General features: G+C 38.9%; 13 protein-coding genes, 1 other RNA gene and 3 pseudogenes. 16 read left to right on the top strand and 1 reads right to left on the bottom strand.

What is annotated here, in order from left to right; all coding sequences use genetic code 11:
• Window positions 1-11 precede the first annotated feature (11 nt).
• Together IPK31_01700 and rseP are read left to right on the top strand one after the other, a co-directional pair.
• Window positions 12-1,167: pseudogene (locus IPK31_01700) on the top strand (1-deoxy-D-xylulose-5-phosphate reductoisomerase).
• Window positions 1,168-1,254: 87 nt separating this feature from the next.
• Window positions 1,255-2,619: an RIP metalloprotease RseP gene (rseP, locus tag IPK31_01695; protein MBK8086778.1), complete on the top strand. Its 1,365-nt coding sequence runs from the start codon at window positions 1,255-1,257 to the stop codon at window positions 2,617-2,619.
• Between the two features lies 1 nt (window position 2,620).
• On the opposite strand, the gene IPK31_01690 is transcribed toward rseP, so the two are convergent.
• Window positions 2,621-4,423 (bottom strand): hypothetical protein, encoded by a 1,803-nt coding sequence (locus IPK31_01690; GenBank protein ID MBK8086777.1) that lies wholly within the window; start codon window positions 4,421-4,423, stop codon window positions 2,621-2,623.
• 138 nt (window positions 4,424-4,561) lie between these two features.
• Between IPK31_01690 and ssrA the strand changes: the two genes are divergently transcribed.
• The 14 genes and pseudogenes from ssrA (at window position 4,562) to IPK31_01620 (ending at window position 21,381) form a co-directional block, all read left to right on the top strand.
• Window positions 4,562-4,934, top strand: a transfer-messenger RNA (tmRNA) gene (gene ssrA, locus IPK31_01685).
• A gap of 194 nt (window positions 4,935-5,128) precedes the next feature.
• Complete coding sequence (locus IPK31_01680; protein ID MBK8086776.1) at window positions 5,129-5,365, top strand: GIY-YIG nuclease family protein; 237 nt, start codon at window positions 5,129-5,131, stop codon at window positions 5,363-5,365.
• A 204-nt stretch (window positions 5,366-5,569) separates the two neighbouring features.
• Window positions 5,570-6,145 (top strand): RNA polymerase sigma-70 factor, encoded by a 576-nt coding sequence (locus IPK31_01675; protein MBK8086775.1) that lies wholly within the window; start codon window positions 5,570-5,572, stop codon window positions 6,143-6,145.
• A gap of 62 nt (window positions 6,146-6,207) precedes the next feature.
• Window positions 6,208-6,537 carry a hypothetical protein gene (locus IPK31_01670; GenBank protein ID MBK8086774.1) on the top strand — a complete coding sequence of 110 codons (330 nt, stop codon included), beginning with the start codon at window positions 6,208-6,210 and terminating at the stop codon, window positions 6,535-6,537.
• Between the two features lie 11 nt (window positions 6,538-6,548).
• Window positions 6,549-7,322: a FecR family protein gene (locus IPK31_01665; protein MBK8086773.1), complete on the top strand. Its 774-nt coding sequence runs from the start codon at window positions 6,549-6,551 to the stop codon at window positions 7,320-7,322.
• Window positions 7,323-7,549: 227 nt separating this feature from the next.
• Window positions 7,550-10,846 (top strand): TonB-dependent receptor, encoded by a 3,297-nt coding sequence (locus IPK31_01660; GenBank protein ID MBK8086772.1) that lies wholly within the window; start codon window positions 7,550-7,552, stop codon window positions 10,844-10,846.
• 19 nt (window positions 10,847-10,865) lie between these two features.
• On the top strand, window positions 10,866-11,834 hold the full coding sequence (locus IPK31_01655) for a RagB/SusD family nutrient uptake outer membrane protein (protein MBK8086771.1): 969 nt from the start codon (window positions 10,866-10,868) through the stop codon (window positions 11,832-11,834).
• 81 nt (window positions 11,835-11,915) lie between these two features.
• Window positions 11,916-12,380, top strand: a complete 465-nt coding sequence (locus IPK31_01650; protein MBK8086770.1) for a RagB/SusD family nutrient uptake outer membrane protein — start codon at window positions 11,916-11,918, stop codon at window positions 12,378-12,380.
• Window positions 12,381-12,415: 35 nt separating this feature from the next.
• On the top strand, window positions 12,416-13,264 hold the full coding sequence (locus tag IPK31_01645; GenBank protein MBK8086769.1) for a LamG domain-containing protein: 849 nt from the start codon (window positions 12,416-12,418) through the stop codon (window positions 13,262-13,264).
• Window positions 13,265-13,396: 132 nt separating this feature from the next.
• Window positions 13,397-14,179: a VCBS repeat-containing protein gene (locus tag IPK31_01640; protein ID MBK8086768.1), complete on the top strand. Its 783-nt coding sequence runs from the start codon at window positions 13,397-13,399 to the stop codon at window positions 14,177-14,179.
• Between the two features lie 112 nt (window positions 14,180-14,291).
• Complete coding sequence (locus IPK31_01635; protein ID MBK8086767.1) at window positions 14,292-16,682, top strand: VCBS repeat-containing protein; 2,391 nt, start codon at window positions 14,292-14,294, stop codon at window positions 16,680-16,682.
• An 84-nt stretch (window positions 16,683-16,766) separates the two neighbouring features.
• Complete coding sequence (locus IPK31_01630) at window positions 16,767-18,191, top strand: glucosylceramidase (protein MBK8086766.1); 1,425 nt, start codon at window positions 16,767-16,769, stop codon at window positions 18,189-18,191.
• A gap of 21 nt (window positions 18,192-18,212) precedes the next feature.
• Window positions 18,213-19,671 (top strand): annotated as a pseudogene (locus IPK31_01625) (glycoside hydrolase family 30 protein).
• 86 nt (window positions 19,672-19,757) lie between these two features.
• Window positions 19,758-21,381, top strand: a pseudogene (locus tag IPK31_01620) (Ig-like domain-containing protein).

The following is a 21,381-nucleotide window of genomic DNA, read 5'->3' as shown; positions in this document are numbered from 1 at the left end:
GCAGGGATCATATGAAGAAACGCATTGCAATTTTTGGATCAACTGGCTCTATCGGCACACAGGCGCTGGAAGTGATTGATGCCAATCCGGAACTTTTTGAAGTGGAAATTCTCACTGCTCATACAAATGATGAGTTACTGATTAAACAGGCACTTCAATTTAAACCCAATGCAGTTGTTATTGTTGATGAAAAGAAATACGAAAAGGTTAAACAGGCATTATCGTCAACTGATGTAAAAGTATTTACAGGTGAGCAATCTCTCGAAGAAGTTGCGATGTTTGATACGTATGACATGATGCTGGCAGCGATCGTTGGTTTTGCGGGATTAAAACCAACCTTGAAAGCCATTGAAAATAAAAAAGCAGTAGCTCTTGCCAATAAAGAAACACTGGTTGTTGCAGGCGATATAGTCATGCAGAAAGCGGTTGAAAACCGTGTACCGGTTATTCCTGTTGACAGTGAACATTCTGCCATTTTTCAATGTCTTGTTGGTGAAGCAAGAAATAAAATTGAAAAAATAATTCTTACTGCAAGTGGCGGTCCTTTCCGAGGAAGAAAACCCAATTTTTTAGTGAATGTAAAAAGGGATCATGCATTGCAGCATCCCAACTGGAGCATGGGTGCTAAAATCACCATTGACTCAGCAACACTCATGAACAAGGGTTTGGAAATGATTGAAGCAAAGTGGTTGTTTAATCTTTCACCCGACCAGGTACAGGTAGTTATTCATCCGCAAAGCATTATTCACAGTATGGTGCAGTTTGAAGATGGAAGCATTAAAGCACAAATGGGTTTACCCGATATGAAACTGCCCATTCAGTATGCAATGGCATTTCCGCAACGTATTCCCAATCAATTTCCCCGTTGCAATTTTAAAAAAATAAGCACTCTCAACTTTGAAGAGCCCGACCTTAAAACATTCCGAAACCTGGCGCTCGCCATTGAAGCATTAAATAAAGGTGGTAACATGCCCTGTATTATGAATGCAGCCAATGAAATTGCGGTATGGGCTTTTTTTACGAAACAGGGTTGGATTTTTAGATATGACCGATATTATTGAAAAAACAATGCATCAGGTTGCTTTTATTGAAAAGCCAACACTCGAAGAATATTATGAAAGTGATGCAGAAGCAAGAAATTACACAGCTTCCCTCATTCAACTTTAATAAAAATTTGGGTACCAACTTCACTTTTTCTGCGATATTTGCAGATTCCGTATCAAAAAATGAAAAACAACGATTAACTATTCATCTATGTTATTAGCAATTAACTGGGCCGATTTTGGAGTTAAAGCAGCACAATTATTATTGTCGCTTTCCATCTTAATAATTTTTCATGAGTTTGGGCATTATATTACTGCCAAGTGGTTTAAATGCCGTGTGGAAAAATTCTATTTATTTTTTGATCCCTGGTTTTCCATTTTTAAAAAGAAAGTAGGTGATACAGAATATGGTATCGGCTGGCTGCCTCTTGGCGGCTATGTAAAAATTTCCGGTATGATTGATGAAAGCATGGATAAAGAAGCCATGAAACTTCCGCCACAACCTTGGGAATTTCGCAGCAAACCTGCCTGGCAACGTTTAATTATTATGATTGCCGGTGTTACAGTGAATGTTTTACTCGCCTTTATTATATATGCAATGATCCTGTTTGTGTGGGGTGAAGAAAAAGTTCCGATGAACAGTGTAAAAGATGGTATTTGGGCACAGGATAAACTGATGAACGAAATTGGTTTGGAGAATGGAGATAAAATATTACAGGTTAACGGGAAAGATGTTCCATATTTCGCTGATCTGAATGCAAAAATCATCACAGGAAAAACAATCGTTGTAGAACGTAAAGGTGAAAAAAAAGAAATCAATATTCCGGTGAACCTGGTTGAGCAACTGATTGAAAGCAAAAGAAGACGTGGCCTGCTTTCTTACAGGATACCTTCCATTGTTGGAGCATATGATAAGAAAGATACCTTATACGGTAAACAAGCCGGATTAAAAGAGAATGACAGAATTGTAGCGATTGACGGATCTCCGGTTTCTTTTTATGATGAAATGTCTGCTTTATTGCAAAAGAAGAAAGATGCAACTTCAGAACTTACAGTAGTGCGGAATACGGATACATTGAAATTAACTACAAAGGTTGATAAAGATGGCAGAGTGGGAATTCCATATTTAATGCAGGAGCAGTACGCCGCTTTAGGAGTTATAAAAATTGAGCATAAAAAATATGGATTCTTTGAATCATTTCCTGCAGGTGTAAAAAAGACTTTTGAAAAATTAGGGTTTTATATTGATCAATTCCGTTTGATTTTGAATCCTGAAACAGGTGCATATAAAGGTATTGGTGGCTTTAAATCAATGGGCTCTATCTTTCCGTCTGTCTGGGATTGGGAAAGCTTCTGGAACATCACTGCATTATTCAGTATTATTCTTGCTTTCATGAACCTGTTACCAATTCCTGCATTAGATGGCGGGCATGTATTATTTACAATCATTGAAATGATCACAGGACGTAAGCCAAATGAAAAGTTCCTGGAGTATGCGCAGATTGCAGGGATGATCATTTTATTCAGCCTGTTGATTTATGCAAACGGGAATGATCTTTTTGGCTGGAATAAATAACTTATAATTCTATACCAATCTTCTTCATTAAGATAGAGGCATTCATGCTTTGGCAGATGCCTCTTTTTAATTTATAATCGAAGTATAATTCATCGGCATTCACCTGTACATCAAAATGATAATTATGTATGCCTGTTGGAAATTCTTTTTCAAGATTGGCCAGTTCCAGATCATGTGTAGCAAGAATACCGGTGGCTTTGTGATGCAGTAGTTGTTTAATTAATGCCCTGGAACCGGTGTGCCTGTCGTGTGAATTTGTGCCACGCAAAATTTCATCCAGTAAAATAAATACAGGTTCATTCTTATTCACTGCATCAATGATCTGTTTCAGTTTCTTCAGTTCTGCATAAAAAGTAGAAGTGCTTTCTTCCAGGTTATCCTTTATACGCATGCTGCTCATAATCTTCAATGGAGAAAAGGTTAAAGTATTTGCACAAACGGGTGCACCCATTGCGGCCAATACCATATTTACACCGATGCTTCTGAGGAAAGTGCTTTTTCCTGCCATATTAGAACCAGTGATAAGATTGATCTGCTCTTTACCGATTGTAGAAAAATCATTTACTACAGATTTCTGTTCTTCAATCAACGGATGACCAAAACCTGTTGCAGTAAATACAGGCTCATCATTTTTTAATTCCGGAAAACACCAATGCGGATGATTGAAAGCCAATGTGCCAAGGCTGCTCAATGCCTCAAGCTCAGCCAATGCGTAAAACCATTTGCCAATCTGCTGATTGTTTTTTTGTTTCCAGTTTTCCAGTTGCAGCATCTGTTGTAAATCCCACAGCAGAAATATATTCAGTGGAATAAATACAACCGGGTTGAGGCGGTAATCGAAACGATTGAAAATTTGTTTCAGTTGAAATATTTGAAGTGAAGCTTTTTGTTTACCGGTATGAAACTGTTGTTTTAATTCAAGCAGCAAAGGATCTTTGAAATCAGCCTGCTCAATACAGGCAATACTGTTAGAAAGAGTTTCCATTTCTTCTGTAATCTTATTGAGCTTGCGGTATAACGGAATAATGATCCGTGTAATAGCAAACGCAATGATTGTAAATACCAGGGCTGCCTGCAGGAAAAGCTGATAACTGATTACATCAAACAGAAAGCAGGTAAGTGTTGTAAGTGCAGCAACCGGAACAGTGTAACGGATGACATGCCATATTTCTTTATGAATGAATTGATTGTCTTCTTTTAGCCAGTCTTCCATTTTCTTTTCGGTAGTAATGGTTATTGCTGATGACATTCCATGTGCCTGTAACTCATGCCGCCAGTTGCTTTTAGTGCATAATTCCTGTACAGCTTTTTGCCTGGCAAGAATTGTTTCAGCGATTGCAGGTTCTGAGAGCCAGTCTGCAAGCCGTTGATTACCCTGCTGTGAATTTGTTCTGTTGATATATTGATAAACAGAAGCCCTTCCGAAAATATCAAGATCACCTGCATACGGATGTTCATCTTTGTAAAATTCGCTGCCATCTTTTTGATGAATAAACTTGTGTTGCAGGTAAAGCAGTTCCTGTTCATTGATTGATATCAACCGTTTGTGATGATTGATGGCGGCTTTGTTAGCCAGATCTTTTTTAACGGTAAATAGAAAGAAACCAAGCCCAATAAAAAAAAGCACAGCAGAAACCGGCAGACCGTATGACCTCAGAAACCATATTATTAAAACAGTAGCTGCTAAAATTAAAAGCCGCAGCCAGCCAAGTAACTGTCTGTTTTTCATTAATTGATTTAATATAAGCGTTAAGCCATCTATCTGTTGTTTATAAAATGTATCCGGACTGATTTTTTCTGCCATGCTGTAAAACTAAGAAAGATGAGTGCTGGCTGTTCAGTTTTTTGTGAGAGGCTTAATAACAACTTTTCTTTTGCTTTTGCAAATTGAAATAGCTGTATTTTCGCAGTCGGTCTTTTATAGGACACTGGCAGAATAAATGGGGCTGCCTGGCTTTGACAGCGTAGATCTTTGAATGTGTAAGCATGCAGTGCGTTGAATAATTAGCACTTTAATCTGAATACTCAAAAACTCAAATGGCAATACACAGTATGCCATGGCCGCTTAATCAGTGATTAAGTAGTCATTAGGGCCGCCGAACAGGTTGATCTGTTACCAAGTTCCGCCGCCGACTCAAAAACAAAACAGGTTGCTGTAACCGAAGGCTGTGACTGTTGCAAAAGACTATTCAGCTAAGTGTACTGTTGGTATGTTCATGTCCTGCAGTACGCCGACAATCAATCATGAAATAAGCATGTAGAAAGCTTTTGGAGAATATGTTTGGACAGGGGTTCGATTCCCCTCAGCTCCACCATCGGCCGCCGTAGCCTTGGCGAAGGCGGCCTTTACCTCTTCTTCGAATTAATAAAGATAGTAGCCTAGGCGAAGGCGGCCTTTATCTCTTCCTCTTCTCATTAATAATCATAGTAGCCTTGGCGAAGGTGGCCTTTAATTTTATATCTTGTCTTTCCTCTTTCCCTTTTTTATCTTTCTGTAAAATTTGTCCTCATGTGGCATGTATACATCTTGTTATGCAGCAATGGTGATTATTATAAAGGCTGCACTAATAATATTGAAGATCGATTTAACCGGCATCAAAAAGGATGGGTTGATGCCACAAAAAATTTGCTCCCGGTTGAGTTGATTACATACATAACATTTACTGATAAGTACAAAGCATATGAATTTGAAAAATATTTGAAAAGCGGTTCAGGAAGAGCGTTTTTAAAGAAGCATCTGGTTTAACAGTTCTGCCTTTGCTAAAGCTACGGCAGATAAAAGGTTCGATTACCCTCAGCTCCACAAATTTTAATTGCCCGACAAACTCACTGTTGACGGGCTTTTTTATGCAAAAAATTAATAATCCTTATCCCTTTTTTCAACCGCTGACTAAAATCATCTTGGCAGTTAGCAAAAAATAAAAGTAATTTACGCTTCGAACGATTGCTTTTGGAACAGGGGAAACTATATAAAAACGTAAAAGATCTTCAACGGCGCATTGCTGTTTATGAAGATGAAACAGCATATAAAGAGCTGTTTATACAACTATTTAATTCACTCACCCGCTTCGCAACAGGTATCGTTCATTCAAAGGAAACTGCCGAAGAAATTGTTTCAGATGTATTTATCAGCATCTGGAATAACCGCAGCCAACTCAATGAAATTGAAGACCTCCAATTATATCTATTCATCGCAGTTAAGAATAATTCTCTCCGGAAATTAAAACAGCAAAACAGGAATGCAACCATTTCACTGGATGACATGAATGTTGAATTGGATTCGTTTTACCAAAACCCCGAGGACAAAGTTCTTTCGGATGAATCGCTTCGGCATATAGAAACTGCCATTAGCCAATTACCTCACAGGGCCCGGCTTATTTTTAAATTGGCAAAAGAAGACAGGATGCGGTACAAGGATATTGCCGCTTTGCTTGATATCTCTGTCAAAACAGTTGATCATCAGTTATCAATTGCGCTTAAAAAACTGGCTGCTGCCATCGGATCTGCTATCAGAAAAAAAGGTTGAAAAATAGTTAACAGTCCTTTAGGGGATTGTGCCTGTTTCGGTCTCCTTACTTATACCAAACTATGAGCAGAGATAAAATCTGGCATTTATTTGCACGAAAAATAAGCGGCGAAGCCTCTAAAGAAGAGTTGCAGGAGCTCGACCTTCTTGTAAAAGAAGACTCTTCTTTATACTATGAGCTGCAATCGCTCATTCATTTATGGGAACAGGAGTCGCAGCCTGATACCGATTACCTGGAAGCTACCTACCTGCTGCATTTAGAAAAAATGAAAAAACTGGGAGTTGAACCCGGGAATACTGAGTTGGTTGAAGAAGAAACCTCCAAACGGCCATATACATTTTTGCAAAAAGCAGGAATAAAATATTTGCTGCGGCAGTTTTGGCAGGAGTAATCATAATGGCTGTGTCTGTTTTTTTTAAATCGAAAGAAGCGGAATCAGAACCGATTACAAAAGCAGCCGTTAAAAAAAGCGAGATCACAACGAAGAATGGTTCTAACACCCAACTCATTTTACCCGATGGATCAACTGTTTGGCTCAATGCAGGAAGCAAGCTCAATTATGAAAAGATAAATGAAACGGGATTAAGAGAAGTGTATTTAACAGGGGAAGCTTTTTTTGATGTGGTGAAGAATCCCAAAAGGCCTTTTATTATTCATACTTCTTCAATCGATATAAAAGTTCTGGGTACATCATTTAATGTAAAGGCGTATCCGGATGACAAAACAGTTGAAACGAGTTTGATAAGGGGAAGTGTAGAAGTAACAGTGAAAAACAGACCGGAAGAAAAATACCTGTTGAAACCTAACCAGAAACTGATTTTGTTTAATGATGCTTTTACAGAGAAAACGGAAAAAGATCAACGTGCTTTACCGGTAAACATGCCTGTTATTAAAATAAGACAGTTAAGTTATTTAAAAGGAGATACCGCTGCTATTGAAACATCCTGGGTACGCAACAAACTGGAATTTGTTGATGAATCATTTGTTGACCTGGGGAAAAGAATGGGCAGATGGTATGATGTGGAGTTTGAGTTCAAAAACAGCCAATTGGAAGAAGAACGTTTAACCGGTTCTTTTGATGGTGAAACACTTGTGGAAGCACTTGAAGCATTGAGATTTACAAATAACTACCGATTCAACTATAAGATAGAGGACAAACGAGTATTGATTTTTTAAAACCTAAACAACGACATGCTTATGACCATTCAACTAAACTCTTCCTGAATGTATAAAAAACGGGAAATGTTGGAGCATTTCCCGCAAGTAGTACATTCTCTTTACCAGCAAACCGATTCATTGAAAGAAAGCGGTTTTACTATTTATACTACCAAACACTAAAAGTATGAAAAAAAAGTTCTTCGATTGCTAAGGCTGTAACGGCCTTTAAAAAGTCTCTATTGATTATGAAACTAATGATTTTGCTTGTTGTTTTCTGCACGTTTCATGCTTCTGCAGGGCTCAACGCACAAAAAATCACTTTAAAAGCAAGTGACACTGAAATTTCTCAGGTTTTAACGGCCATTCAAAAACAGGGCGATTTCCGGTTTTTATTCAACAGCCGTTTAAAAGATTTAAAGCAAAAAGTGTCTGTAAGCTTTGAAGGTGTTGAAATTAACGAAGTTATGAAGCAGCTGTTTGCAGGTACCAGCCTTACTTACCTGCAACTGGACAATAACCTGGTTGCCATCCGCTCAACAAATCCGGAAGAAAAAGACATCAGGGTTACCGGAAAAGTAACAGATGAAGCAGGCGAACCTGTTTCAGCCGCTTCTGTAATGGTAAAAGGTACAGCTAATGGAACTGTTACCGACGGAAACGGAAACTTTGCCATCACTGTTCCTGAAAATGCAACACTTGTTATTTCAGCTGTAGGCTTTGGCTCAGTGGAAGTAGCAGTTGCCGGCAAACAGCAGTTAACAGTAAAATTGCAGCAATCAACCAAAAAAATGGATGAGGTTGTTGTAATTGGATATGGCACAGCCAGCAGAAGAGATTTAACCGGATCTATTGTAAAAGTGTCAGGAAAAGAAATTGCTGATAAACCAAACACAAACCCGGTAGCTTCCTTACAGGGAAAAGTTGCCGGTTTAACTGTTATCAACAGCGGTACGCCGGGTCAGTCTCCTGATATCCGTATCCGTGGTACAAACAGTTTGGGTGGAAACCTGAAACCGTTGTATGTAGTTGATGGAATCTTTAATGATAACATCGATTATTTAAATCCCGCCGACATTGAGTCAATGGAAATTCTGAAAGATCCTTCTTCACTGGCCATCTTCGGTGTTCGTGGTGCCAACGGTGTAATTGCGATTACTACCAAGAGAGGAAAATCAGGACAAACACTGATTAATTTTAATACTTCTTACGGGTATAAAAAACTCGTAGATAAAATTCAGTGGGCAAGTGCCGATGAATTTAAAATGCTGTATGATGAAGAAAAAACCAATGACGGTACAATTGCAACATCACCATTTAACTATGGACTGTGGAATGCAAATACAGATTGGGTTGATGCTGTAACCCGTGTTGGTAATTTTAATTCAAATAACTTAAGTCTTTCAACCAGCACTGAAAAGAATAAATTCTACATGGGTATTGGTTTTACAAAAGACGAAGGTTTGATTAAGCATGAAGTGCTGAAAAGATTCCAGCTTTCTGTAAGCGATGAAGTAAAAGTTACCAAATACCTGAAACTTGGATTTAACCTGAATGCAAGCAAGCAGGATAATCCTTACGGAGCTTCATGGATATTAGATGCTGCAAGAAAAGTAATACCGGGAGTAAGTTCAGGTACAAAAAATGTTTATGCTAAGAACCCTTATGGAATTGACAGCGGGTATTATGATTTGTATTATGAACTTCCGATTATTCAAAACTCAGGGGTAATTAACCCGCTGATTGTTTTAGAAAACGAATGGGACAAAACCATCAGCCAGGAATACAGAACAGTAGGAAGTGCATTTGCTGAAATCAGCTTTCTCCGCAACTTCACCTTCAAATCTTCTTTCTATGCTGATATGAGTAATGTAAATTCAAGAATTTATACCCCTGTTTATAATGCATGGGATGCAGCTTCTAACATTGCATTTCTTTACAGCAGAAGAACAGGTGTAAATGAATCAGACCTTACTTATAAAAAATTCCAGACGGATAATATCTTAAACTACAAAACGCAGATTGGTAAGGATCATAACCTGACTCTCATGACTGGTTTCACCACTTACGATGACAGGTTTTATGGCCGCTATGGCTCTATACAGGCAAGCACTACCGGTAATGCAATTCCAAACGATAAACGTTTCTGGTATTTGACAAACGGATTTGGCGATGCGTCAACATCAAACTCATCATCCGGTCAGCGTGAAAGAACAACTGCTTCATTCCTTGGAAGAGCGTTGTATAATTACCAGGGTAAATACTACTTCAATGCATCATTCAGAAGAGATGGAACATCTGTATTCCCTAACAATCAATGGCAGTCATTCTGGGCTGTAGGTGCTGCATGGGAAGTAACAAAAGAAAACTTTATGCAGAATCAACGGATTGTTGATTTCCTGAAAATAAAAGCATCAACGGGTGTTTTAGGTGTTCAGAATACTGCCGGTTTTGATTACCCTGCCTTTCCGTTGTTAGCAGGAGGTTCAGCAGCTATTTTTGGAAACAGCATCTATACTGCAGCTACACAGCAATACCTGGCAGATAAGAATATCCGTTGGGAATCAAATCATGCAACTGAAGTAGGAGTTGAACTGGAAGCATTTAACCGCCGGTTACGTCTTGAAGCTGCTTACTACAATAAGAAAACAGTTGATCTGTTATCTTATGTATACCAGGGACAGGGGGGTAATGGTTTATTAAATCAGGGCTCATTGCAGAATACCGGTATTGAATTAGCTGGATCATGGAATCAGGAAATTACAAGAGACCTTATACTTACGATTGGTGGAAACTTTACCACATTTAATAATAAGGTAATTTCTCTTGCCGGTAGTGGTGTACCACTTTATGATGGTCCATCTATTACCCAGGTAGGGTCGCCAATCGGAGCATTCTATGGTTATGTTGTTGAAGGCATCTATCAGTCTTATGCAGACAAACTTGGGTCGCCGGTTAATACTGAGTTTATTTATGGTCCGGGCGATTTCAAATTTAAAGATGTAAATGGTGATGGCATCATCAATACAAAAGATAAAACCATTATCGGAAACCCAACTCCAGACTTTACGTATGGTGGATCTGTTTCACTGAAGTATAAAGGACTTGATTTCGGAATTGATTTTGGTGGTGTTTACGGAAATGAAATTTACCGTATGTGGGGAGGTACTGAATCTCCATTCCAGCGTGTAAACTATCCGAAATTTAAAACAGACAGATGGCATGGTGCAGGTACTTCCAACTGGGATCCGATTCTTGGACAGGGACACCGTATCAACTATGAGTATTCAAGTTATGGTATTGAAGATGGAAGTTATTTCAGGTTAAGAAATATTCAGCTGGGTTACAATTTTGATCAAAAACTGATTTCTAAAATAAAACTGAAATCACTGAGAATATTTGCAAACGTTCAAAATGCGAAAACATGGAAACGCAATATGGGTTACTCTCCTGAATTTGGTGGTTCTGCCACTCAATTCTCAGTGGATTATGCCGGTAATGCAATACCTGTTGTAAGTACGTTTGGATTAAACGTTAATTTTTAATACTTCAAACAGCATATATATGAAAAAAGGATTCAATATTTTTTTCGCACTGCTTCTCGCCATACCAATGGTAACGATGCTGGGTGGTTGTAAGAAATTTTTAGACCGAAAACCCCTGACAGCAACACTGGATGATTTAAACCAAGGTGGTATTGAGGCCGAAGTGTTTGGCCTGTACAGTAATTTGCGCAGCTATGCCGGTTATACCAGTATACCATGGATTGCACTGCATGATTTCAGATCGGATGATTCTGAAAAAGGATCTGACCCATCTGATGGTGCAGAATGGGTGGCCCCTTTTGATAATTATCAATATGTAAAAGACATCTGGGCTTCTAATACCTATTGGGATGATCATTTATCGATGATTCAACAGGTAAACTCAGCATTGGCAAAAGCCGATTCACTGGGTGGAACAGATCCTACTTCACTTGCAAATGTTGCAGAGGCACGCCTTATCAGAGCCTTTATCTATTTTGACCTGGTAAGAACATATGGCGATGTTCCTATTTATAAAAATAAAATCAATAAATCTTCTGAACTCTGTATCGCAAAATCAAATGTTGCTGCAGTGTATGCATTTATTGATGAAGATTTAAACTATGCAAAACAGTATTTGCCGGTAAACTGGATTTCAGGCAGCAGTAATAAATATCCCGGCCGTTTAACCAGCGGTGCTGCAAAAACCCTTCATGCCAAAACATATCTCTACAGGCAAAACTGGGCAGCAGCTTTATCATTGTGTCAGCAGGTAATTAATTCAGGCCAGTATACATTAATGCAGTCTTACTTTCAAAACTTTAAGGATGCAGGTGAAAACGGCAGTGAATCAATTTTTGAAATTCAGGCCTATGTAAATGAAAACGGTTCTCAGCGTTATGGTTGTGTTTATGCCACTACACAGGGTGTGCGTGCTGCAACGGCAACAGGATGGAACCTTGGTTGGGGATGGAATACACCAACAGATAACCTCGTGAATGCGTTTTAGGCAATTGTTACAAGGATAGGTTCAACAATTTTATTTTCTGGTCAGTCTGATGATCCTTTCAGTGGTGGTTATGGCAGAACATTGCCAGCCTATGTGTTGAATGGAGGTATTCTTCCACGTAAATACTGGAACAAGAAAATCTATGCTGATCCTGCTTACCGTGCATCTACAGGTTTAAGCGATAATCCTGAATGGATTAATAAAAGGATTTTCCGTTATTCTGATGTGTTGCTTATGGCTGCAGAAGCAAGTAATGAATTAACACAGGGGGCAACAGGAATTGGCTGGCTTAACCAGGTTAGAACAAGAGCAGGGTTAACTGCACTTACATATACCACACAGGCTGCATTAAGAACAGCTGTAAAACAGGAAAGAAGAGTTGAATTTGGTGTAGAAGGCGAGCGCTTCTTTGACCTTGTAAGATGGGGTGATGCAGTAACTGTTTTAGGCGGTATGGGTTATACAAACAAGTGTCGTTTTTATCCAATTCCCCAACCGGCAATTGATAAATGCGGTGGAGTAATTGTTCAGAACCCTGAATGGTAATTTAATTTGATCATTTTCTTAAAAAGAAAAATTATATGACAAAGAATTTTCAAAAACTATTACTGGTAATAAGCGTATTAACCTTAATCGCAAGTTGCCAGAAAATGAAAAAGCCTGGATTGGGCGATTATCCAGTTGATGCAAATGTTCCCGGCGGTCCGTTGAAGTTTTATACTGCGTTTGATGGTGCAACAACTGATGCGCTGATGAATGCAGTTGACAGTATCCGGGCAACCTTTGCTTCCGATAATCCATTTACTTCTGTTGCGGGTATCAGTGGAAAAGCTGTACAGGGTGTAAATAAAAAATTCATCAAGTACGCAAAACCCAATGACTGGGCCGTAACAGCCAAGAGCTTTACAATTGCCTACTGGTATAAAAAAAATGGACAGACAACAAATAATACCGGCACAAACGGACCTGAGTACCCACTCAGTTTTAAATCAAGTAACGGACATTGGTCTGGTGCCAATCTCTTTATTATTATGGAAGGAAATAATGCAGCCTGCGCCATAAAGGTGGAGGTTGTAGATAAAACAGGAGCTGATAACTGGTTTACATGGGAAGGTGGGAATACCATTGCCGGCTTGCTGGATAATAACTGGCATCATATTGCATTAGTTTATAGTGCAGCTACCAGCGGAATGACCCTTTATGTAGACGGAATTGCAAATGCAATTGTGCCGAAATGGGGTACACATGGCGATATTAACATTGATGATTCGAAGATCAGTGAAATGAGAATAGGTTGCGGACCGGGAACCGGCTATGATACGGATGATTGGTTATCTTCTTCCTGGAAAGGAAGTTTAGATCAGTTCAGAATGTATAATACCGCATTAACAGGGGCTGAGGTTATGGTACTTGTTACCGGTAAAAAATAAAAGGGCAGTTCTTTTTAGGTCATAATCAATAATAAAGGGTTGCATTTCTTTGCAGCCCTTTTTTACTCTCCTTATAGCTCGTGTGAATTTGTACGAAGAGATTTATTTGACGATTCTTAATCTACTTTCTTTATGCCTGTCGTGAAACTTAAAGAGTTTGTTTTAATCATATTTGTTGCACTGATTATTTCTTCCTGCAGGCAATCAGACAGTTTATTTACAAGCTTGTCTTCATCCGAAACCAATATTGATTTTGTAAATAAGGTGGAAGAGAAGGAGCTCTTTAATATTTTATATTGTCTGTATTTCTATAAGGGGGGCGGCGTTGCAACAGGGGATATTAATAATGACGGGTTGACTGATATTTATTTCACAGCAAACAGTAAAGGCGGGAATAAATTGTATTTAAACAAGGGCAATTTTCAATTCGAAGATATTACTGCAAAAGCAGGTGTTGCAGGAACAGCCGACTGGAGTTCAGGAGTTACCATGGCGGATATTAATGGAGATGGTAAACTGGATATTTATGTATCGACAGTAAGTCAGCATCATGGACTGAAAGGGCACAATGAACTTTTTATCAACAACGGTAACGTAACGTTTACAGAAAATTCACAGAAGTATGGTTTAAACTTTTCAGGCTTTACCACACAATCTGCTTTTTTCGATTACGACCATGATGGTGATCTTGATTGTTATATTCTCAATCACTCACAAAAACCCAATGCCAATATTGTAGATACCAGTAACCGGAGAAAAGTTGACAGTTTAGCAGGCGACAGGTTATACCGTAACGATATTGCTGTAAACGGGAAAGTTTACAGACGTTTCAAAGCAGGCAGGTATTTACCAGAGCAATCTTGGTTATGGATTAGGACTGGCAGTTGCCGATATCAACAACGATGGATGGAATGATATTTACATCGGCAATGATTTTCACGAAAACGATTATTATTACATCAACAACGGCAATGCAACATTTACCGAAAGCGGGGCTAAGCACTTTCGGCATTACAGCCGCTTCAGTATGGGCAATGATGTTGCCGATTATAATAATGACGGGCAGCTGGACATCATCACTGTTGACATGCTCCCTCCCGATGAGAAGACTTTGAAAACATATGGCAGTGATGAAAATCTTGATACCTATCAATTTAAATTAATGGGTCATGGCTTTCAGAACCAGTTTTCAAAAAACTGTTTGCAGCGGAACAATGGCAGCGGAATCAGTTTTAGTGAAACAAGTTTGCAGAGCGGTGTATCAGCAACAGACTGGAGTTGGGCCCCCCTGTTTGCAGATTTTGATAATGATGGAAACAAAGATTTATTTATTTCAAGTGGTATTGTGAAGCGGCCTGTTGACCTCGATTTCATCCGGTTTCTTACTGATTTAAATACCAAGACGAATATTGACAAAACCAATCAATTTGACAAAGCAGCCATCGAAAAAATGCCCGATGGAGCTTCACATCCATTCTTATATAAGGGCGATGGTCATTTCAGCTTTACCGATAAGAGTAATGAATGGGGAACCGGAAAAATGAAAGGTTATTTCAATGGATCTGCTTATGCCGATCTTGACAATGATGGCAATCTTGACCTGGTGATCAACTGCATTAATTCGCCTGCAGTTATTCTCAAGAATAATACAAAAGGGAAAAACTCAATTGCTCTTTCATTTAATGGCGAAGGCTTTAACCGTTTTGGTGTTGGTGCAAAGGCTTATATGTTTCAGAAAGGAATGATGCAGTACCAGCAATTGATGCTTACAAGAGGTTTTCAATCTTCAACAGAAACACGTTTGCATTTTGGGTTAGACTCATTAACCTCTGTTGACAGTATACTCGTTGTATGGCCCGATCAGAAATATCAGATCGTAAAAAATATTGCGGCCAATAAACCACTCGTCTTCTCACAGAAAGATGCAGCAGGTGTATTTAACTATTCCTCATTTTTTAAACCGTCAGCGGCCACCTTTACTGATATTACAAACAGTGTTAACAGTAAATGGAAGCATAAGGAAAATGATTTTATTGATTTCAATGTGCAGTATCTAATTCCACATGCAGAATCTACACGGGGGCCGAAGATTGCAGTAGCGGATGTAAATGCTGATGGTCTTGATGACTTTTATGCCTGTGGGGCAATAGGCCAGCCCGGAGTATTAATGATACAGCAAAAGAATGGATCATTTATTGCATCTGATACTGCGTTGTTTGCAAAGGATGCAGTTTGTGAAGATGTGGATGCTGTTTTTTTTGATGCAAACGGGGATAAAAATATTGATCTGCTGGTTATAAGCGGTGGAAATGAAATGCCGCAAAAAGGCCGTTCACTTGAAGACAGGCTTTATCTGAATGATGGTAAAGGAAATTTTCAAAAAGCTGTGGGAGCATTTAACAACCAGTATGAAAATAAAACCTGTGTTGCTGTTGCAGATGTTGATCATGATGGAGATATGGACATGTTCATCGGAAATTCTTCAGGTGCAACAAGCTATGGTGTTCTCAGGAATTCTTATTTCTATCTGAATAATGGAAACGGAACTTTCACAACAAAGTATGACAAAACAATTGACCTGAATGAATTGGGAATGGTTACAGCTGCTTCTTTTGCAGATGTGAACAAAGATGGATGGCAGGATTTAGTTGTAACAGGCGAATGGATGCCGCTTACAATCTTTGTCAATAAGAATGGACAATTTACTAAAACAGAAATACCTAACTCCACCGGTTTATGGCAAACGGTTCTTGTTACGGATATTAATGCTGATGGATATGATGATATACTGGCAGGCAACTGGGGACATAATTCAAAACTTTGGGATGGGAAAAAAGGTCCGCTGAAAATGTATGTAAAAGATTTTGACAACAACGGAGCTGTTGAACAAATCATGACCTATAACATTGATGGAAAGGAATACACATTCTTTGCAAAGGATGAACTGGAGCGGCAATTGCCCGTATTGAAAAAAGCTTACCTCACCTACAGTGAAGTGGCAGGAAAAACGGTTGATTATATGTTTTACGATCTGTTTAAAGATTACCGTGAGTTTAAAGCTGAAACACTCAGCTCTTCCTGTTTTGTAAATGATGGGAAGGGTGGTTTTAAAAGAATTGATTTGTCCGAAGAATTACAAATGGCACCGGTCATGTCATTTGCACAGGTCAATAATCAGAATACAGCATCATGGATAGCAGGCGGAAATTTCTTTGGCGTAGTTCCTTATGAGGGACGATATGATGCTTTACAGCCAACACTATTTTCGTTTAATAAATCTGAAAACAAGTTCAAATCATCTTCCATTGTTCCTGATGTTGATGGAGAGGTGAGAGATATCAAATGGCTGAAAGGCAGAAGTGGATACAAGGTAATGGTTATTGCAAGAAATAACCGTGAACTTATATTCATGCGATAACAAAACAAGCTCTTATTCAACTAAAATTTCGACAGAAAAACAACGATAAATAAAACCTGAATGAAAACAATTAAATATAAAAAAATGACAAACTCTTTTTTTCTGCTGGCAGCCCTGCTTTCAATATTGGGCAACTGTAACAAGCAACCGGATAATGGTGGCGGAGGTGGTGCTGTACCCGGCGGGCCGGCAGTGAATTACTGGATCACCAAAGCAGATCAATCAGTATTATTAAAAAAACAAACAACTGCGCTTTCTTTTGGGGCAGCAGCAAACAGTAATCAAACAATTGAAGTTGACAGTACAATAAAGTTTCAAACAATTGACGGGTTTGGATTTTCCTTAACCGGTGGAAGTGCTTATCATATCAATAAACTCAGTGCATCTGAAAGAGCAGCATTGCTGCAGGAATTGTTTGGCAGTGCCGATAATTCTATCGGCATCAGTTATCTGCGTATCAGCATTGGCGCTTCCGATCTGGATGCATCAGTGTTCAGTTATAATGATTTACCTGCGGGGCAAACAGATATCAATCTTACAAATTTCAGTTTAGCACATGATACAGTTGATCTTATTCCTGTGCTGAAAGAAATTCTTGCCATCAATCCTAACATTAAAATAATGGGTTCTCTATGGAGTCCACCTGTTTGGATGAAAGATAACGGCCTCAGCAAAGGGGGCAGTTTGTTACCACAGTATTATGATGCGTATGCCCGCTATTTTGTTAAGTACATACAGGCAATGAAGGCAAAAGGAATTACAGTTGATGCAATTACCATCCAGAATGAACCATTACATCCCGGCAATAACCCGAGTATGTTAATGCTTGCTGCAGACCAGGCAACGTTTATCAAGAATAATCTTGGTCCTGTATTTCAATCAGCAGGTATCACAACAAAGATTATCATTTACGATCACAATTGTAATAAACCCGAGTATCCGATTGCAGTATTAAATGACCCCGATGCAAAAAAATATGTTGACGGATCAGCTTTTCATTTGTATGAAGGTGATATTGCTGCACTGTCTTCTGTTCATAGCCTGTACCCTGAAAAGAACCTTTATTTCACAGAACAATGGACAGGAGCCAACGGAACATTTGATGGTGATTTGAAATGGCATACAAAAAATGTTGTGATCGGTTCTATGCGTAACTGGAGTAAGGTTGCATTGGAATGGAACCTGGCAAGCGATGGCGGGTACAATCCGCACACACCCGGTGGATGTACCGAATGTAAAGGTGCATTAACACTGGATGGTGCCATCAACAGAAATGTGGGATATTATATTATTGCACATGCATCCAAGTTTGTTCCTGCAGGTTCTGTGCGTATTACAAGTAATCTTACAGCCAATTTGCAGAATGTGGCATTTCAAACTCCCGATGGAAAGAAAGTACTGATTGTGCTGAACGATGGAGGAATAGCCGTTGATTTCAATATTAAACAAAATGGAAAGATAGCTGCAGCAAACCTGCCTGCCGGTACTGTTGCAACATATGTTTGGTAATACATTCAAAAATAAAACAAGATGAAAAAAATTATTTACGGATTGTTTTTAGTGCAACTGTTTGCATGTAAAGAAATGAAGACTACAGAATCTGCAACAATGCCTTATTCTACCGATGGGAAAAAAGTAGTGGCTTTTACAACAGCAGACAGTTCTGCCTTACGGTTGACGGCTTCTGATACGGTTGAATTTAAAGAAAAAGGACAGCCTTTTGAAAACGAAGTAATTGTTTTTGTTGATCCGGCAAAAACGTATCAATCATATTTTGGTATTGGAGCGGCATTAACAGATGCAAGTGCGGAAACATTTTATAAACTGCCCAAGGAAAAGCAGGATGAATTTTTAAAAGCTTATTTCGATAAGAAAGAGGGAATTGGATATACAGTTGCACGTACTAATATCAACAGTTGCGATTTCAGCAGTGATTCTTACACATATATACAGGAAGGTGATAAGGAATTGAAGTCGTTCAATATTGAACACGACCGGAAATTTAAAATTCCTTTTATCAAAGCTGCCATGAAAGCGGCAGGTGGTAAACTGAATCTCTATGCAAGCCCATGGAGCCCGCCAGCATTTATGAAGGATAATAATGATGTATTGCATGGCGGCAAACTGAAGCCTGAATTTTTCGGAAGCTGGGCTTTGTATTATACAAAGTTTATTAAGGAATACGAGAAAGAAGGAATTCCTGTTTGGGGAATCAGTATTCAAAATGAACCGATGGCAACTCAGAAATGGGAGTCCTGTATTTATACAGATCAGGAAGAAAAGAATTTCTTAAAAAAATTACCTCGGACCTGTAATGGAAAAAGAAGGTTTGAAGGAAAAGAAAATCATTGGATGGGATCATAACAGGGATTTACTGTTTCAGCGGGCAAGCACTTTATTGAATGATCCTGATGCGGCTAAATATTTATAGGGTATCGGGTTTCACTGGTATGAAACATGGAGTGGTGGTGAGCCGATGTATGATAATGTAAAACTGGTGCATGAAACATTTCCAGAAACCAACCTCATGTTTACAGAAGGCTGTAAAGAAAAATTTGATATGGCTAAAGTATATGACTGGAGCCTTGGCGAAAAATACGGCGCCAACATGATCAATGATTTTAATAATGGAATGACCGGCTTTACCGACTGGAATATTTTACTTGATGAAACCGGTGGGCCAAACCATGTTGGGAATTTTTGCTTTGCTCCTGTACATGGAAATACAAAAACCGGTGAACTTATTTTCACCAATGAATTTTATTATATCGGTCACTTTTCAAAGTTCATACAACCCGGAGCAAAAAGAATCGCCAGCAGTGCAAGCCGCAGTATGCTGCTTACAACAGCATTTAAAAATCCTGATGGCTCAGTTGCAGTGGTTGTAATGAATAAGAGTAATATCAAAACACAGTATTTCCTGTGGATTAATGGAAAAGCTGCAGAAGTAACCGCACTGCCGCATTCAATTTCAACACTGGTATTTTAATTGTAAAGAGGAGACTATTGAAGATGTATATCAAAAAGAATTTATTCAGCAGGAAGTTTGTCAATCATTCATTCATCATTGTATGTATGCTTGTTGCTGGTTCCTGCAAAAAAAAGGATACACCTGCACCTGTGCCTCCTCCTGCTCCGGTTAATTTCACTATTACGAACTGGGATGTAAACGGAGTGATGAGTTTAACAGATTACAAAGGAGTGAGTGTGAACCCATCAATCAAATTGAATTTTCCTGTGGCAATTGACAGAGCTACTGTAGCAGCAGGTATTAATTTTAACGGGGGCAGTTACAATGTTACTTATCAAAGCGGAGACAGTGTTCTTGTTCTGCAGCCTTCAGCAGCACTCAATTATCTTACAAAATATAATGTAACTGCTGATAATGATTTAAAGTCAAAGCAGGGAGGCATCTTATTCAGCAATGCAGAATTTAATCTGTTAACAAGGTTGGATTCTACGGATAAATTTCCTTTAATCACTGACGCAGCTTTGCTTGATAAAGTGCAGCAGCAAACTTTTAAATATTTCTGGGACTTTGGTCATCCAGTCAGCGGAATGGCAAGAGAAAGAAATACCAGTGGTGAAACTGTAACAACAGGCGGAACAGGTTTTGGCATCATGTCAATTGTTACTGCTGTTCACAGAGGATTTATTACAAGAACTGAAGGAAGAGACAGGATACTGAAAATTACCAACTTCCTTATCAATAACTGTACACGCTATCATGGTGCTTTTTCACATTGGCTGAATGGATCAACAGGTGTTACACAGCCTTTCAGTGCAAATGATAATGGTGCTGATTTGGTAGAGACTTCTTTTTACTGGAAGGATTGATTACTGCACGCCAGTATTTTGATGCAGCTGATGTTACCGAAACTGAATTGCGGACGAAGATCAACTCAATTTGGGATGCTGTTGAATGGAATTGGTTCCGGCAGGAAATCAGAATGTTTTATACTGGCACTGGAGTACAGATAAAGGATGGGTTATGAATCACCAGATCAAAGGATGGAATGAAGCACTGGTGGTGTATGTACTGGCTTCATCATCAAGAACAGATTCTATTCCAAAAGTTGTTTATGATAATGGATGGGCAAGTAATGGCGCCATTAAAACGAATAACACTTATTTCGGTTACCAGTTACCGATGGGTACAGCTAATGGCGGGCCGTTATTTTTTGAGCACTATTCATTTCTTGGCATCAACCCAAATGGATTAACTGATGCCTATGCCAATTATCAAACACAGGCAGTGAATCATACAAAAATTAATTATGAGTATTGCAAGGCCAATCCATTAGGTTGGTATGGATATAGTAATCTGAGTTGGGGTTTAACTGCCAGTGATGGCCCGGCACCATCTTATTACCAGGCGCACAGTCCTTCGAATGATAAAGGAGTGATTACTCCAACTGCAGCGCTTTCCTCTTTTCCATATACTTCAACAGAGTCAATGGATGCATTGAAGTTTTTCTATTATAAGCTGGGCGATAAGTTATGGGGCACTTATGGATTTTATGATGCATATAAATTAGCTGACCCATGGTTTGCAACATCAACACTTGCAATTGATCAGGGCCCAATCATTGTCATGATCGAAAATTACCGCAGTGGATTGCTCTGGAATTTATTTACCAGTGCACCTGAAATTAAAAACGGAATGAAGAGGCTTGGCTTTACAGCACCTTATTTATAA

The sequence above is a fragment of the Chitinophagaceae bacterium genome (assembly GCA_016713085.1).
Classification (GTDB): domain Bacteria; phylum Bacteroidota; class Bacteroidia; order Chitinophagales; family Chitinophagaceae; genus Lacibacter.
Note: the sequence above shows the minus strand (reverse complement) of the source record. Positions and strands in the feature narration are given on the sequence as shown.

Coding starts and splice junctions, on each gene's coding strand:
- IPK31_01670 (MBK8086774.1), top strand. CDS start 6,208: ATGAGCAGAGATAAAATCTGGCATTTATTTGCACGAAAAATAAGCGGC.
- IPK31_01645 (MBK8086769.1), top strand. CDS start 12,416: ATGACAAAGAATTTTCAAAAACTATTACTGGTAATAAGCGTATTAACC.
- IPK31_01640 (MBK8086768.1), top strand. CDS start 13,397: ATGCCTGTCGTGAAACTTAAAGAGTTTGTTTTAATCATATTTGTTGCA.
- IPK31_01660 (MBK8086772.1), top strand. CDS start 7,550: ATGAAACTAATGATTTTGCTTGTTGTTTTCTGCACGTTTCATGCTTCT.
- rseP (MBK8086778.1), top strand. CDS start 1,255: ATGTTATTAGCAATTAACTGGGCCGATTTTGGAGTTAAAGCAGCACAA.
- IPK31_01680 (MBK8086776.1), top strand. CDS start 5,129: ATGTGGCATGTATACATCTTGTTATGCAGCAATGGTGATTATTATAAA.
- IPK31_01655 (MBK8086771.1), top strand. CDS start 10,866: ATGAAAAAAGGATTCAATATTTTTTTCGCACTGCTTCTCGCCATACCA.
- IPK31_01630 (MBK8086766.1), top strand. CDS start 16,767: ATGACAAACTCTTTTTTTCTGCTGGCAGCCCTGCTTTCAATATTGGGC.
- IPK31_01690 (MBK8086777.1), bottom strand. CDS start 4,423: ATGGCAGAAAAAATCAGTCCGGATACATTTTATAAACAACAGATAGAT.
- IPK31_01635 (MBK8086767.1), top strand. CDS start 14,292: ATGGGCAATGATGTTGCCGATTATAATAATGACGGGCAGCTGGACATC.